11 protein-coding genes are annotated in these 14,013 nt (G+C 71.2%); 4 read left to right on the top strand and 7 right to left on the bottom strand.

Annotation, left to right across the window (positions count from 1 at the left end; genetic code table 11):
- Positions 1 to 170: 170 nt before the first annotated feature.
- Together JOF37_RS09245 and JOF37_RS09250 are read left to right on the top strand one after the other, a co-directional pair.
- A complete protein-coding gene (locus JOF37_RS09245) occupies positions 171 to 1,157 on the top strand; it encodes a hypothetical protein (protein ID WP_210006549.1) in 987 nt (328 codons plus the stop codon).
- Positions 1,154 to 2,335, top strand: coding sequence for a hypothetical protein (locus JOF37_RS09250; RefSeq protein ID WP_245338139.1), 1,182 nt, complete (start codon positions 1,154 to 1,156; stop codon positions 2,333 to 2,335). The genes JOF37_RS09245 and JOF37_RS09250 overlap by 4 nt, the downstream gene beginning before the upstream one ends.
- 17 nt (positions 2,336 to 2,352) lie before the next feature.
- Here the strand turns inward: JOF37_RS09250 and JOF37_RS09255 are convergent, their stop codons facing one another.
- The 7 genes from JOF37_RS09255 to JOF37_RS09285 all read right to left on the bottom strand — a co-directional run bounded on the left by JOF37_RS09255 (position 2,353) and on the right by JOF37_RS09285 (position 10,095).
- On the bottom strand, positions 2,353 to 2,985 hold the full coding sequence (locus JOF37_RS09255; RefSeq protein ID WP_210006551.1) for a TMEM175 family protein: 633 nt from the start codon (positions 2,983 to 2,985) through the stop codon (positions 2,353 to 2,355).
- Positions 2,986 to 3,027: 42 nt separating this feature from the next.
- Positions 3,028 to 3,543, bottom strand: a complete 516-nt coding sequence (locus JOF37_RS09260; protein ID WP_210006552.1) for a DUF2231 domain-containing protein — start codon at positions 3,541 to 3,543, stop codon at positions 3,028 to 3,030.
- A gap of 49 nt (positions 3,544 to 3,592) precedes the next feature.
- A complete protein-coding gene (locus tag JOF37_RS09265) occupies positions 3,593 to 4,102 on the bottom strand; it encodes a DUF2231 domain-containing protein (RefSeq protein WP_210006553.1) in 510 nt (169 codons plus the stop codon).
- Between the two features lie 100 nt (positions 4,103 to 4,202).
- The gene (malQ, locus tag JOF37_RS09270; RefSeq protein WP_210006554.1) at positions 4,203 to 6,353 is read right to left on the bottom strand and encodes a 4-alpha-glucanotransferase; all 2,151 of its coding nucleotides are present in this window, start codon (positions 6,351 to 6,353) and stop codon (positions 4,203 to 4,205) included.
- Positions 6,354 to 6,392: 39 nt separating this feature from the next.
- A complete protein-coding gene (locus JOF37_RS09275) occupies positions 6,393 to 6,974 on the bottom strand; it encodes a putative glycolipid-binding domain-containing protein (protein WP_307803459.1) in 582 nt (193 codons plus the stop codon).
- A gap of 117 nt (positions 6,975 to 7,091) precedes the next feature.
- Positions 7,092 to 8,519 carry a CCA tRNA nucleotidyltransferase gene (locus tag JOF37_RS09280; RefSeq protein ID WP_210006556.1) on the bottom strand — a complete coding sequence of 476 codons (1,428 nt, stop codon included), beginning with the start codon at positions 8,517 to 8,519 and terminating at the stop codon, positions 7,092 to 7,094.
- Positions 8,520 to 8,577: 58 nt separating this feature from the next.
- A complete protein-coding gene (locus JOF37_RS09285; RefSeq protein WP_271175018.1) occupies positions 8,578 to 10,095 on the bottom strand; it encodes a DUF7059 domain-containing protein in 1,518 nt (505 codons plus the stop codon).
- Positions 10,096 to 10,236: 141 nt separating this feature from the next.
- Here JOF37_RS09285 and JOF37_RS09290 point away from each other — a divergent pair, with 141 nt between their 5' ends.
- A complete protein-coding gene (locus tag JOF37_RS09290) occupies positions 10,237 to 12,351 on the top strand; it encodes a DUF6049 family protein (RefSeq protein ID WP_210006557.1) in 2,115 nt (704 codons plus the stop codon).
- Positions 12,348 to 13,955 (top strand): murein biosynthesis integral membrane protein MurJ, encoded by a 1,608-nt coding sequence (gene murJ / locus JOF37_RS09295; RefSeq protein ID WP_210006558.1) that lies wholly within the window; start codon positions 12,348 to 12,350, stop codon positions 13,953 to 13,955. The genes JOF37_RS09290 and murJ overlap by 4 nt, the downstream gene beginning before the upstream one ends.
- The last annotated feature ends 58 nt before the right edge of the window (positions 13,956 to 14,013 follow it).

Raw genomic sequence — 14,013 nt, forward strand, 5'->3', positions numbered from 1 at the left:
CGTACTGGTACGTGTGCGTCACTGACCCACCTCCTTCGGACTAGAACGGCTCCCGGGCATTTCCCGGAAGCAGGAGGGTGTGTAGCACGTGCCCGACCGAGGTCGGACAACCACAACAGCTTACCTGATCGCACGTCCCCCCGCCGACCCGTCCCCGATAGCGTGGGCGCATGGAGTGGACGGCGGACGTCTCGGTCGGCGATTGGCTGCGTGAACGGGTCGACGACCCCTGGCGCGGGACGTTCCATGACGTGGTGCCGCGGGGGTTCGAGTCGTACGCGCGGATCCTGCATCCGGCATCCGTCCAGTCCCGCACGAGCGGCGCGCCGCTTCCCCCGTCCGACGAGTGGGTCGGGATGTCGTGGCAGCAGTCGCAGGAGCTGACGGCCGACCTCGTCACCGATCCCGCCACGTGGGCCGAGACCGCCGCCGCGTTCGGGACGACGCTCCATCCGCTTGCGCAGTGGGACGCGCTCGTGCGCTCGCCCGAATACGGCGCTAACCAGATGACCTCGCCCGACGGCCGCTGGTTCGGCGCTCCCATGGCGGGCGAACTCGATCCGCAGCTGCTGCCCTCCCTCGTCCGCGTGCTGAGCGAGAACACCTCGGCACCCGATGACGTGGTCGCCGGCCTGTGGGAGGGCCGGGGCGGTCTGCTCGGCCATCTCGGACGCCATCCCTCGCGGACCTTCTTCCAGGCAGGTGACCCCGCGGACGCCGACCTGGCTCGACACAACCGGATGCTCGGATCGTCGCTTTCCGACCGCTTCAACAACGTCTTCCGCAAGCCCGCCTGGCAGGAGGGCATCCTCTCGCGCGAGGTCTCCGAGGGTCCCCGCCTCGACTTCCCCGAGCGCGCGTTCGTGCTCTTCCGCGGCGACGTGGCCGAGTTCGCCGTCGACGACTGGCGGATGCGGATGCCGTGGCGCGACCACCCCGCCGAGGCGATGGGCTTCGCCCCATCGGCGCAGAGCCCGAGCCTGCTCTGGCCCGCCGATCGCGCCTGGGTGATGGTCTCGGAGGTCGACTTCGACTCCACCATCGTCGGCGGCTCGCGGCAGCTCGTCGACGCGATCTGCCGCTCCCCTGAGCTCGAAGCCCTGCCCCTGCCGGCCGACGCATGCCTGTCCTGGGGCGCAGACGAGGTCAATCGATGAGTGTTCCGTTCGATCCCCGCCCCCTCCTCGAGCCGGTGTCGCCCGCCACCGCGCGTGCGTTCCGGAAGCAGCTGGCCGACAGCGGCCGGCTCCCCGGCGGGTCGGGCACCGCCGGGGTGGTCATCGCGATCGTCGTCATCGTCTTCGTGGTGCTGGTGTTCGGGGGTGTCCTCACCGCAGTGATCGGCGGGATCGTCCTCGCCGCGGGGACCCGATCCGGAACCGGCGCCGTGCTGTCGCTGACGACCGTCCTCCCCCTCGTCATCCTCATTGCACTCGCCGCGCTCATCCCGTTCTTCGTCCGCCGGCAGCGCGCTGCGCAAGCCGCCGTCTGGTACCGGCTCGACCGGTTCGCGCGGGCCAACGGCATGAGCTTCGAGCCCCAGCGTCCGCAGCCGCCGTTGCCCGGCATGATCTTCTCGCAAGGCTCGAGCCGGATGGCATCCAACCTCGTCCGGGGCGACCGACCGCGCTTCGTCGAGTTCGCGAACTACCGGTACACGACCGGGTCGGGCAAGAACCAGCAGACGCACACGTGGGGCTACGTCGCGGTGCACCTGTCGACGCCGCTGCCCCACATCGTGCTGGATGCCGTCGGCAACAACGGCCTGTTCGGCTCGAACCTGCCGGTGGCGTTCGACCGCGACCAGCACCTGAGCCTCGAGGGCGACTTCGACCGCTACTTCCGCCTGTACTGCCCGCGCGGGTACGAGCGCGACGCGCTGTACCTGTTCACGCCCGACATCATGGCGCGCTTCGTCGACAACGCCGCCGCACTGGATGTCGAGATCGTCGACGACTGGCTCTTCTTCTACGGCAAGCGCGATTTCTCGACGCTCGACCCCGCGACCTGGTCGTGGCTGTTCGGTGCGGTCGGGGCGATGATCGACAAGCTCGCGCAGTGGGAGCGCTGGCGTGACGACCGACTCGGGGCACCGGCATCCGTGAACGCCTCGGCGCCGGCGGCGCCCGCCGCGCCCACGAGCCCCTCACCCGCTCTCCCGGTCGCGCCCCCGTCCGGCCCGCTGCGACCCCCGCCCGGCGTCGCGGCTCCCGGTCAGCGGCTGCGGCGCGGCATCCCGTGGCCGGCGATCGTGGTTGTGGCCGTCATCATCGGCGCGACGCTCATCGGACCGATCGTCGCGTTCATCGGCGGCCTCGTCGCGGCGATGCGCTGACGGGAGACGGCACCCCGTCAGTGCAGGAGCCGGCTCACGCCGCGCTGCACGAGGCCGGTCAGAAACATGACGAACAGGCCGAGGTAGCCGATCGCAGGAACGGTGATCGCGATGACGAGGGCGAGCGCGAACAGGACGATCATCGACACGTCGATCGACATGCCGACGCGCAGATCGGCCCGCGACGACGTGTGCAGCTCCGGATGCCGGACGAGATGGATGCGCGTGGCGAGCAGCATCGCCGTGGTGGCGATGAGGCTGCCGATATAGAGCACCTTCTGCAGCGGGTCGTCGTCGACCTGACCGGTGAGGGCGGTCACGACCGGCATCCACACGATCGTGAGCATCCACGCCACGGTGATCCACAGCAGCGCGATCGAGATGCGTTCGATCGCGACGAACAGGCGGTGGTGCAGCATCCAGAACATCGCGATGAGCACGAAGCTGATGAGAAAGCTCTGCAGCTGATCGCGCTGACCCACCAGCCACTCGGCGGTGGTGTGGTCGCGTGCGGCGCTGTCGCCGACGCTGTCCATCAGCGGCAGCACCAGCAGCGTCATCGCGATCGCGACGACGGCGTCGACGAACGTCTTGGTCCGCTCCGCGTTGAGCCCGCGGAATGCCGGCGCGGCGCCGGCGTCCTCACTCATGCCGAGGATGCTAGCGGGTGGTCGTGACGACCGGAGTCCGTGTCAGCGCCGCGCGCGACGCAGCACGTACCCCTCGGCCTGCTTCGACTCGTGCGCCACGCGGACGCCGTAGCGGTATGCGAGCTTGCCGCCGAGCCATCCCGAGAGGCTGAGGACCAGCAGGCTCACGGCGCTGAAGATGACACCGGTGATCGGGATGTCGTCGGTCGAGGTGCGCAGGAAGAGCTGGAACAGGTAGGCGCCGCACACGACGAAGTTCAGGCCCATGTGCATGGTCGCGGTGCTCGACGACCGCGTGCGATCCGGGATCTTCATGTAGTCGAGGATGCCGAGGCCGATCGCGAGCACGCTGCCGACCAGGCCGATGCCGATGAGCACACGCGATCCGACCGCGTACGGCGTCGGATCGGCGACGATCAGGCCGATGATGTCGAACACGAAGCTGGCGATCCACGCCCCGATGGGGATGGTGACCGCGATCGGGTGGAAGGGGTGTCCGTACGGACCCGCCAGCGGGGTGAGCGGCCGCTTGTCCGGTCGCGTCTCCTGGTCGGTCATCGTGTCTCCTTCGCGAGTCGTCATGGGGTTCGTGCGGAGCGGCGCGCGCTCAGGGCAGGGGCTCGAGGCCCTCGGCCTGGGTCGTCTCGGTCGCGACGCGCACCCCGTAGGTGTGGGCGAGCTTGCCGCCGAGCCATCCCGACACCGACAGCAGCGCGAGCCCGACGAAGCTGGCGATCATCGCGAGCGTGGGCACCACGTCGGTGTCGAGGCGCAGCACCAAGCTCCCGGTGTAGATCGCCATCGCGATGAAGTTCAGCACCATGTGGGTCGACCCGGTCGCGCGCGCCGCGGTCCCCTTCGGGATCGAGCTCCAGTCGATGAGACCGAGGATGGCAGCCACGACCGCGCCGAGCAGGCCGACGGCGACGAGGATGCGCGCGCCGAGGGCGAAGGCCGAGCCGTCGTCCGCGGCGAGGAAGAGCACGTCGAACACCGACGCCGACACCCAGGCCCCGATGGGCAGGATGATCGCGATCGCGTGGAACGGATGCCCATAGGGTCCGGCGATCAGCGACCGGGGGTATTTGGCCTTCGTGAGCGGCGCAGTCGCGTCCATGGCGTCTCCTCTCGTCCGACCGTTCGACCGTAGGCGTGACCGGGGGGCCCGGCAGTAGCGGCTTGACAAGGCAGCCGAGGCCTGGATCGTGATACCGCGATCACTCCTCGCGGCGCAGGCTCCGCTCCACGGCGTCGACGAGTGAGCGGAACCGCGGCGACTTCGCGAGGTCGTCGAGCAGCACCGCGCGCCGGTCCGAGTCCGCGAGGGGCACCTGCCAGTTCGGGTACTCGTCATCCGTTCCGGGCTGGTTCTGCACGCGCTTCTCGCCCACGGCGTCGACGAGCGACACGCCGAGCAGGCGCGAGGGTGAGGCTGCCAGGAACACGTGCAGCGCTTCGATGACCTCCTGCTCGCTCGCGTCGTCGTCGATCAAGCCTCGCGACCGCAGCACCCCGAGCATGCGATCGCGCTCGGCCTCGAAGTCGGCCCACTCGTCCTCGACCGAGCGCGTGAGCAGCTGCAGGCGCGCCCGCAGCGCGACGTGCTCGCCGTCGAGGTATCCGGCCGTCGGCGGCAGGTCGTGCGTATTCACCGTCGCGAGCACGTCGGTACGGTACCTCTCGGGCGGCAGCGGCCCGCCGTCCTCGTCCCGCTCGAACCACAGCACCGACGTACCGAGGATGCCGCGTTCGCCCAGGTAGTCGCGCACCCACGGCTCGACCAGCCCCAGGTCTTCGCCGATGATCACCGCGCCCGCGCGCTCGGCCTCCAGGGCCAGGACGCCGATCATGGCCTCGTGGTCGTACCGCACGTACGTCCCCTCCCCCGGCCCGCTGCCCTCGGGGATCCACCACAGCCGGAAGAAGCCCAGGATGTGGTCGATACGCAGCGCCCCGGCATGTCGCAGCAGCCCGCGCACCATGTCGCGCAGCGGGGCGTAGGCGGTCTCGGCGAGCGCACTCGGAAGCCACGGCGGCTGGTTCCACGACTGGCCCTGCTGGTTGTACATGTCGGGCGGCGCGCCCACGACGACGCCGGGAGCGTAGAGAGCCCGCATCGACCAGGCATCCGATCCTTCGGTCGACACCCCGACCGCGAGGTCGTGCATGATGCCGATCCGCATGCCGGCGGCGGCCGCCGCCCGCGCGGCATCGGCGAGCTGGTCGTCCACGTTCCACTGCAGCCAGCTGTGGAACTCGATCCGGTCGGCGAGGCGCTCCCGCAGTTCGGTGACGGCGGGGTCGTCGATCGCCGTACCCGCCGGAAGCGGGTCGTTGCCCGCAGCCTCGTGCTCGCGCAGGGCGCACCAGAGGGCGAAGTCGGCGAGCGCGCGCCCCTCGCGACGGACGAAAGCGTCGAACCCGGCCCGCCGCGCGGGCGTCGCTTCGACGGCGAAGAGCATCTCCAGCGCTTCGCGCTTGGCGGCCCAGACCGCGTCGCGATCGAGTCGGGATGCATTCGTATTGGATGCCGCGACCTCGGCGTGCAGCTGCTCGAAGCGCGTGCGGTCGGGGTCGGTCAGGTATGCCGCTTCCGGAATGAGCTCCGGACGCACGTACAACGGTGCGAGGAAGCGACGCGACGACGGCAGATAGGGCGAGGGCTCGATCGGCTCGGTGACCTCGGCCGCGTGCACCGGGTTGATGAGGAGGTAGTCCGCCCCCGACTCGCCCGCCACGGCGGCGAGGTCGGCGAGGTCGGCGAAATCGCCGAGGCCCCACGACCGCCGCGACCGCACCGAGTAGAGCTGCGCCATCAGTCCCCACGAGCGCTCGCCCGTCCCCGCCGGTGGAGGGGTGAGCCGCTGCGGGGTGACGATGAGCGCGCCGGTCTCGATGACGTCGTCGGTGGGCCCGGACTGCCGCGCGTTGACGGTATGCCAGCCCAGGGGCACGTCGCTCGGCACCGGCACCCGCACACGCCAACGGGTCGCGCCGTCGACCGTGCGGGCCACGGGCTGCTGCGCGGGGATGGCGACCGGCCGGATCGACCCGTCCTCGAGCACGATCACGACCTCGACGTCGTGACCGTCGGCGACGTGCAGCGCCAGCTCCCCCGATCCCGCTCGCACGACGGTCGAGGGCGGCACGATTCGCCGCCAAGGCGCTGCTTCGACCTCGCCGAGCGCGGTTTCGACGCTCTCGGCGTCGCCGGCCGCCACACCCATCGCGCTGAGGATCGTGCGAAGGGTCGTCGCGGGCACCGTCACCTGTTCGCCGAAGAACGAGTCGTACTCGGTCGCGATGCCGTGCGCTCGGGCAAGCTCCGTCAACGCGGACGAGGGGATGTCGTCAGTGCCGTCAGTCATCTCGGTGACCTCCATCGTCGATCGGGGCTCGTCGGGCGGTCACGATCCGGTGACTCGCTCGAACAGGCCGGGGTAACTCAACACGAATCCGTCGTCATCGACGGTGAGGGTCCGGCGGAACCCGTCGTCGAGCGACTCGTAGCAATAGGCACGCGGGCCGACGCGCGTGTAACGCTGGGCGTCGAGCCGCACGTCGAGCTCCGGCACCCGCACCCATGCGGTCTGGATGTCGGCATGTCCGCCGACGGGCAACCCCAGACGGCGGATCGGCAGGGTGTTGGTCGCGGGGGTCGCGCTGATATCGAGGTCGATGGCGCCCTCCAGATCGGCTCGCTCCTCACCGTCGACGCGCCAGCCCTCCGGGGTCCGCTCGATGACGAGTTCGCGGTCACCAGCGGTGATCGCGGCGTGGTGGAACCGGCCGTCCGCATCGAGCCGCAGAGCGTAGCGGCACGGATGCTCGCCACCGTCGACCTCGCCGATGATCCGGATGCCGTCTTCGGAATGTTCCACGGTGCAGCGCTCCACGGTTTCCATCGCGCCGACGCTCGTCCACGAGATCCGTGCGGTTCTCATGCGCTGCCTCCCTCGGAATCGGGAGTTGCGGCGGCGATGGGTCATCGCGATGTTTCACGTGCAACATCCCGACGCCATCCTGTCAGCGGGTGCCCACGGGCGGAACGGTGGTTGTGGGGGGTTGCCGAGCGCCGCCCGGCGTGCGACCATGCCCGGCGCGTCTCAGCTGCGAGCCGCCCACCAGTCGCGCAGTCGCTGCTCAGCGGCATCCGGTCCGATCATGCCCTCGTCGAGCCGGATGTCGAGCAGGAACCGGTAGGCCTCGCCCACCTCGCGCCCCGGACCGATGCCCAGGATCTCCTGGATGCGGTTGCCGTCGAGTTCCGGACGCATGGCGCCCAGCTCTTCGGCGGCGGCGAGCTCGTCGATCCGGCGCTCGATGTCGTCGTACGCAGCCTTGAGGCGCGCCGCCTTGCGCTTGTTGCGGGTCGTGACGTCGGCGCGCGTGAGGATATGCAGCCGTTCGAGCTCGTCACCCGCGTCGCGGACGTAGCGACGGACGGCGGAATCGGTCCACGCACCCTCGGAGTACCCGAAGAACCGCAGGTGCAGCTCGACGAGCCGGCTCACCGAGGTGATCGTGTCGGAGTCGAACCGGAGCGCCTGCAGGCGCTTGCGCGTCATCCGCGCGCCCTTGATGTCGTGGTGATGGAAGCTCACGCCACCGCCGGGCTCGAGCTTGCGCGTGGCGGGCTTGCCGATGTCGTGCAGCAGCGCGGCCAAGCGCAGCACGACGTCGGGATCGGCTCCGGGATGCCGCTCGTGCTCGAGGTCGATCGCCTGACGCAGCACGGTCAGCGAGTGCTCGTAGACATCCTTGTGGTGGTGGTGCTCGTCGATCTCGAGACGCAGAGCCGGCACCTCGGGCAGCACGAGCTCCATGAGGCCGGTCTCGACGAGCAGACGGATGCCGCGAGCGGGATCGTCCGTGCGCAGCAGCTTGACGAGCTCCCCCTGCACCCGCTCGGGGCTCACGATCGCGAGGGTCTCGCGCAGCTCGCTCATCGCGCGCTCGGTCGCCGGGTCGAGCGAGAAGCCGAGCTGCGAGGCGAAGCGGGCCGCGCGCAGCATCCGCAGCGGGTCGTCGCCGAAGCTCACGCCCGGGTCGCTCGGGGTGCGCAGCGTCTCGGCCACGAGATCCTCGACGCCGCCGGTCGGGTCGACCAGCGCGGGACCGGGCACGCGCAGCGCCATCGCATTGACGGTGAAGTCCCGCCGGGCCAGGTCCTGGTCGAGCGTGTCGCCGAATTCGACGGTGGGCTTGCGGGTCACGCCGTCGTAGCTGTCGGCGCGGTAGGTCGTGATCTCGACCTGCTCGCCCCGCACCTTCGCCCCGATCGTCCCGAAGGCGCGGCCGATGTCCCACGTCGCCGTCGCGAGCGGCTCGACGACGCGGAGGATGTCGTCGGGACGGGCATCGGTCGTGAAGTCCAGGTCGTTCGTCACCCGCCCGAGCAGCGCATCGCGCACCGGCCCGCCGACGATCGCGAGTTCGAAGCCCGCCGCGGCGAAGGCGTCGGCGAGCACCGACACGACCGGGGATGCCGCCAGGGCGCCCAGGCGCGCGACACCCTCGGCCATGTTCAGCATGCCTCCGAGCCTACCTGCGCCCCGTCGAGAGCCCGAGTCGGCGCAGCCCGCCGCTGCCTCAGTCGGTGAAACCGAGGAATCCCGTGAACACCAGCTCGCGCACCCGCGGCAACAGGTCGGCGCGCAGCGCCGCGGCATCCACCTCGAGCAGGTCGGCGATGGCCCCGATCAGCACACCGTCCGGCAGATCGCCGTCGCACGCGCCGACGAGCGCGGCCAGAGCCGGATCGACGTCGAGCACCCGCGCGAAGCCGGCGCCCTGGCGCAGCTCGATGACCTGCGGTGCCTCGGCACCGGGCATGTGGTGGCGCGCCTCGGTGACGTCCGGCGCGACGCGGAGCACAGCGGCATCCACGTCGGCATCCGTCATCGGTGCCAGACGGCTCCAGGCGGCGAGCGCGGCGTCCACGTGCGGGCCGAGGGCGCCGGGAACGCTGCCCGTGACCCGCTCGTAGCGCGCGAGCGTAGGGATGAGGTGGGGGCGCTGCAGCGTGATGTATCCGAAGCCGACCGCCGTCACGCCGCGGTCGGCGAAGTCGTCGAGCCAGGCCTGCACGAGCGGCTCGTACGCGGGAGAGCCCGGAGCCGTGCCGCCGTCGCGCACCCACAGCTCGGCGTACGCGAGCGGGTCGAGCTGCTCGCGCTCGATCACCCACGCATCGAGGGGCACAGGCGAGGCCGCCACCCACGAGCGGACGCGGTCGAGTCCGTCCTCGCCGTCGCGGTACTCCCAGTTGCCGAGCAGCTGCGCCGTGCCGCCGGGTGCGAGCACCGCGCCCACACCGCGCACGAAGGCCGCGACGAGGTCGTCGCCCGCCATGCCGCCGTCGCGGTACTCATAGGCCGGAACTCCCTCGGTCCGCGGCGTGATGACGAACGGCGGGTTGGAGACGACCCGGTCGAACTCCTCGCCGGCCACGGGCTCGAAGAGACTGCCGGCACGCGTCTCGATGCCGTCGACGTCGTTGAGCAGCGCGTTCAACCGCGTGAAGGCGAGAGCCCGCTCGGAGACGTCGGTCGCCACGACGGCCTCCGCCGCGCGGCGCGCCCGAAGCGCCTGGATGCCGCAGCCCGTGCCGATGTCGAGCACGCGAGCCGCCGGCGTCGTCACCTGCAGACCCGCGAGCGTGAGCGACGCGCCGCCCACCCCCAGCACGTGCCCGGTCGGCAGGGGACCGCCGACGGCGGCCTCGTCGAGGTCGCTGGCGATCCACCAGTGCCCCTCCCCCGCCGCATCCGCGATGTCCTGCGGGCGCACGAGAGCGTCGGGCACGACGAGACCACCCTCGATGTGCGCGAGGCCCAGGTCGACGAGCCCGTCGACGCCGAGCGACGGCAGCGCCACCGCCACCGCGCTCTGCGGTGCGGGCGCGCCCAAGAAGAGCAGTCCCGCCACGACGGCCAGCGGATCGGTGCGCCCCGCGAGCACGCGTCGCGCCGGCTCGGTCAGACCGTGACCCACGGCACGGTCGACCATCCCGCCCCACAGCGCTCGTACGGCGTCGGCGCGGTAGCCGGCGGCATCCAGGTCGGCTCGGAGAGCCGCGCAACGGCCGGCGTCGGGATTCAAGGTCACCCGACCATTCAACCCCGTCGTCGGGCATCGGCGTCCCGCGAATAGCCGGCGGGCGCGGCCCGCCTCGGACGACGCACAGCAGCGCGCCCCTAGACTCTGTGCGACCCTGCGGTGGGTATCGCACCGGGTCGAGATTCCGCCATGACCGTGATTCCGCCTGCCCCCGCCCGCGCCCGTCGCGGCCGTCGTGGTGCGCGCGCCCTCGGGTGGATCGCCGCTCTCGCCATCGCGCTCGGACCGCTGCTGGCCCCCACCGCGGCCTCCGCGGACGAGCCGCCCACTCCGTCACCGACGCCCACCGCCGCGGGAACCACGGCGCTCATCGCCGCCCCCGCCGGCGCGGGACTCGTCGCCACAGGAGCGGATGCCGCCTTCTCGATCACCCAGCGCAACGACACCGAGCGCGCCGTCGCCGCGGGCACCGTCACGGTGTCGCTCTCGCGCAGCGCGCTGACCTCGCAGCAGGCCGTCGACGCCTGGCTGCAGCCCACCGACGCCACCGGCGACGTGCAGCAGCCGCCGCTCGACGAGGTCGCCCGCGCCGACGTTCCCGAGCTCGCGGCGGGCGCGGAGCAGAGCACAACCGTGACCGTGAGCGCCCCCGAGAACGACCTCGCCGGGCTCGCGCCCGGGGTGTACCCGGTCTCGGTCTCGGGTCCCGGCGGACGCTCGCACACCGTCATCACCGTGCCGCGTCAGGATGCCGGCCCCCGCCCCACCGCCGTGATTGTGCCGATCACCGCCGGGCCCCGCACCACCGGCATCATCCCCGCGAGCGAGCTCGCCGAGCTGACGGCCGAAGAAGGAGCTCTCACCGCGGCGCTCGAGGCCGTCACCGGCACGGCAGCGATCCTCGCCATCGACCCGGCCATCACGGCGTCGATCCGCGTCCTCGGTTCGCGTGCGCCCGCGTCGGCGACATCGTGGCTGACCGAGCTGACCGAGCTGCCGAACGAGCGGTTCGCGCTCCAGTTCGGCGATGCCGACCTCGCCACACAGGTACACGCCGGGGTGCCCGCTCCCCTGCAGCCGACCACACTCGACCCCTACGCCGACATCGACGACTTCACGGCATCCGGCCCCGCGACCTCGCCCACGATCCCCGACCTCACCGAGCTCACCGCCGTCGGCACCATGGGCAACACCGTGTCGCGCGTCCTCTGGCCCGCGAGCGGTACGGCGGGCGCGGATGTCGTCGCCGCCCTGGACGCCCAGGCCGAGGCGGATCCGACGGGCGGGGATGCCGCTGCCCTGACGCTCGTGCCGTCCGACACCGTCTCGGGGGCGCCGGGCGCCCCGCGGGCGGTCGCGGACGACGCGGATCTGCTGGTCTACGACGCGGCCTCGTCGTCCGAACTCGCCCGCGCCGCGGCATCCGACGACACGGCGGCACGGGCCGCGGCGATCGCCGGGGCTACGGCGAAGATGGCGCTCACGGGCGAGGGTCCGCTGGTCACGGCCATCGATCGCCCCGAGACCATCAGCCGCGCCAGCCTGCGCGCGGCGATCACGGCGGTGTCGGCACTGCCCGGGGCGACCCCGGTGTCACTCACCGATCTGATCGCCGCCGAGCCCGCCCCCGTGCAGGTCGCCGAGATCGCGGCATCCGACGACCGCGTCGCCGCGCTGCAGCGCTTCCTCGCCGACGAGGACCGGCTCGCGACCTTCGCGACCGCCCTCGTCGAGCCGGCGCAGCTCACCGCCCGCGAGCGCACGTCGATCCTGCAGCTGCTGGGCAACGCGTGGCTCGCCGACCCCGCGACATGGCAGACCGCTGTCGCCGCCCACGAGCAGGCGACGCTCGATACGTTCGACGCCGTCGGCATCGCCAACCCGGGCACCATCAACTTCCTCGCCACGAGTGCGCCCATCTCGGTGACGGTGCGCAACGACCTGCCCTGGCCCGTGTCGGTCGTGCTGTTCGCCGAGACCGGCGACCCCCGCCTGATCGTCCAGAAATCGACGCTCGTCGAGGCGGGCGCGCGGCAGAACACCCGGGTCGACGTTCCCGTCGAGGCTCGCGTCGGCAGCGGCGAGACGGCACTGAACCTGCAGTTGCGCAGTGCCTCGGCTGTGCCGATCGGGGCCCCCGAGACGATCGCGCTCACGGTCCGCGCCGAATGGGAGTCCGTCGGCATCACCGCGGTCATCGTGATCGTCGTGGTGCTGTTCGCCGGCGGCGTCGTGCGCACGGTGCTCAAGCTGCGCCGACGCCGTGACGGTGCCGACGAGCCCACGAAACAGGAGAACGAGTGAGCGGTATCGGCCGAGCCGGAGCAGTCGTCGCGGCGGGAACCCTCACTTCCCGCATCACCGGACTCGTCCGCAACATCGTGCTGGCGGCCGCGCTGCCCGTGATCGCGACGAGCGCCACCGGCGGAGCCGCAGACGCGTTCGCGATCGCAAACCAGCTGCCGAACAACATCTACGCGATCATCTCCTCCGGCCTGTTGGCCGGCGTGATCGTCCCGCAGATCATCCAGGCGGCGAAGCATCGCGACGGCGGCAGTGCCTTCGTCTCGAAGCTGCTGACGCTGGGAATCACGGCGCTGTTCGTCACCACCGTCATCGCGGTCGTGGCCGCGCCGCTGCTTGTCGTCGCGTTCGGCTCACGACTCGGACCCGAGGCGTCCGCGCTGACCCTCGCGTTCGCATACTGGTGCCTGCCCCAGCTGCTCTTCTACGGCATGTACGCGCTGCTCGGCGAGATCCTCAACGCTCGTGGCGTCTTCGGCCCGTTCGCCTGGTCGCCGATCGTCAACAACATCGTGTCGATCATCGGCTTCGTCGTCTTCATCTGGCTCTTCGGCGTTCAAGAGGATGTCGTCGGGTGGACGCCGACGATGGTGGCCGTCATCGCGGGCACAGCCACCGCCGGCATCATCGCGCAGGCGGGGGTGCTGCTGCTGTTCTGGCGCCGCGCCGGCCTGCACGTCCGACCCGACTTCCACTGGCGCGGCATCGGCCTGCGCCACATCGGGCGCCTGGCGGGATGGACCTTCCTGATGGTCGTGGTCGGCCAGCTTGCCGGGCTCGTGCAGACGACACTCGTCAGTGCGGCATCCAGCGCCGGCGCCTCCGTGGCCGCGATGTCGTACGCGTGGCTCGTTTTCATGCTGCCGTTCTCGGTCATCGTGCTGTCGATCGGGACGCCCTACTTCACCCGGCTGAGCGAACACGTCGCCACGGGCCGCCCCGACGCGCTCCGCGCCGACCTTGACGCCGCCACCCGAACCATCGGGATCTTCATGGTCGGCGCCCTGGCCGCGATCGTCGCTGCCATCCTGCCGATCTCACGCGTCTTCACGACCGGCCCGCAGACGGCCGCGACGTTCGCGTGGGTGCTCGCTGCGTACCTCGTCGCGCTGCTGCCCCTGTCGTTCCAGTTCGTGCTGCAGCGCACCTTCTACGCCCACCAGGACACCCGCACACCCTTCGTCTTCACCCTCGTGCAGGCGGTCCTCGTCGCGTCTACCGCCATCACGGCGTATCTCGTGCTTCCCGTCGAGTACCTCGCCGTCGGCATCGCGCTGGGCCAGTCCCTGGCGAACATCGTCCAGCTGATCCTCGCCGTCGTCCTTCTGCGGCGGAAGATCGGACCGCTCGGCCTGGGCGGGGCCGTCCGCGGCATCGTGCGCTTCGTGATCGCCGGCATCCCCGCCTGCGCCGCCGGCTGGGGCGTGTCCCTGCTCATGGCGCGTGTGTGGGGCTGGACCATCGAGACGGTCCCGGCAGCACTGCTCGGTGGCGCGATCATCGGTCTCGCGACGCTCGTCGTCTACGTCCTGCTCCTCGCGGTCCTGCGGGCCCCCGAGCTCGGCACGGCGGTCCGCGCCGTACGGCGCATTCTCGGCCGCTGACCACCGCCCGCGGGAATGCCCCGCGGCTAGCATGGGTTGGACGTGTCGGGGTCTCCGC

It is taken from the genome of Microbacterium imperiale (assembly GCF_017876655.1).
GTDB lineage: Bacteria > Actinomycetota > Actinomycetes > Actinomycetales > Microbacteriaceae > Microbacterium > Microbacterium imperiale.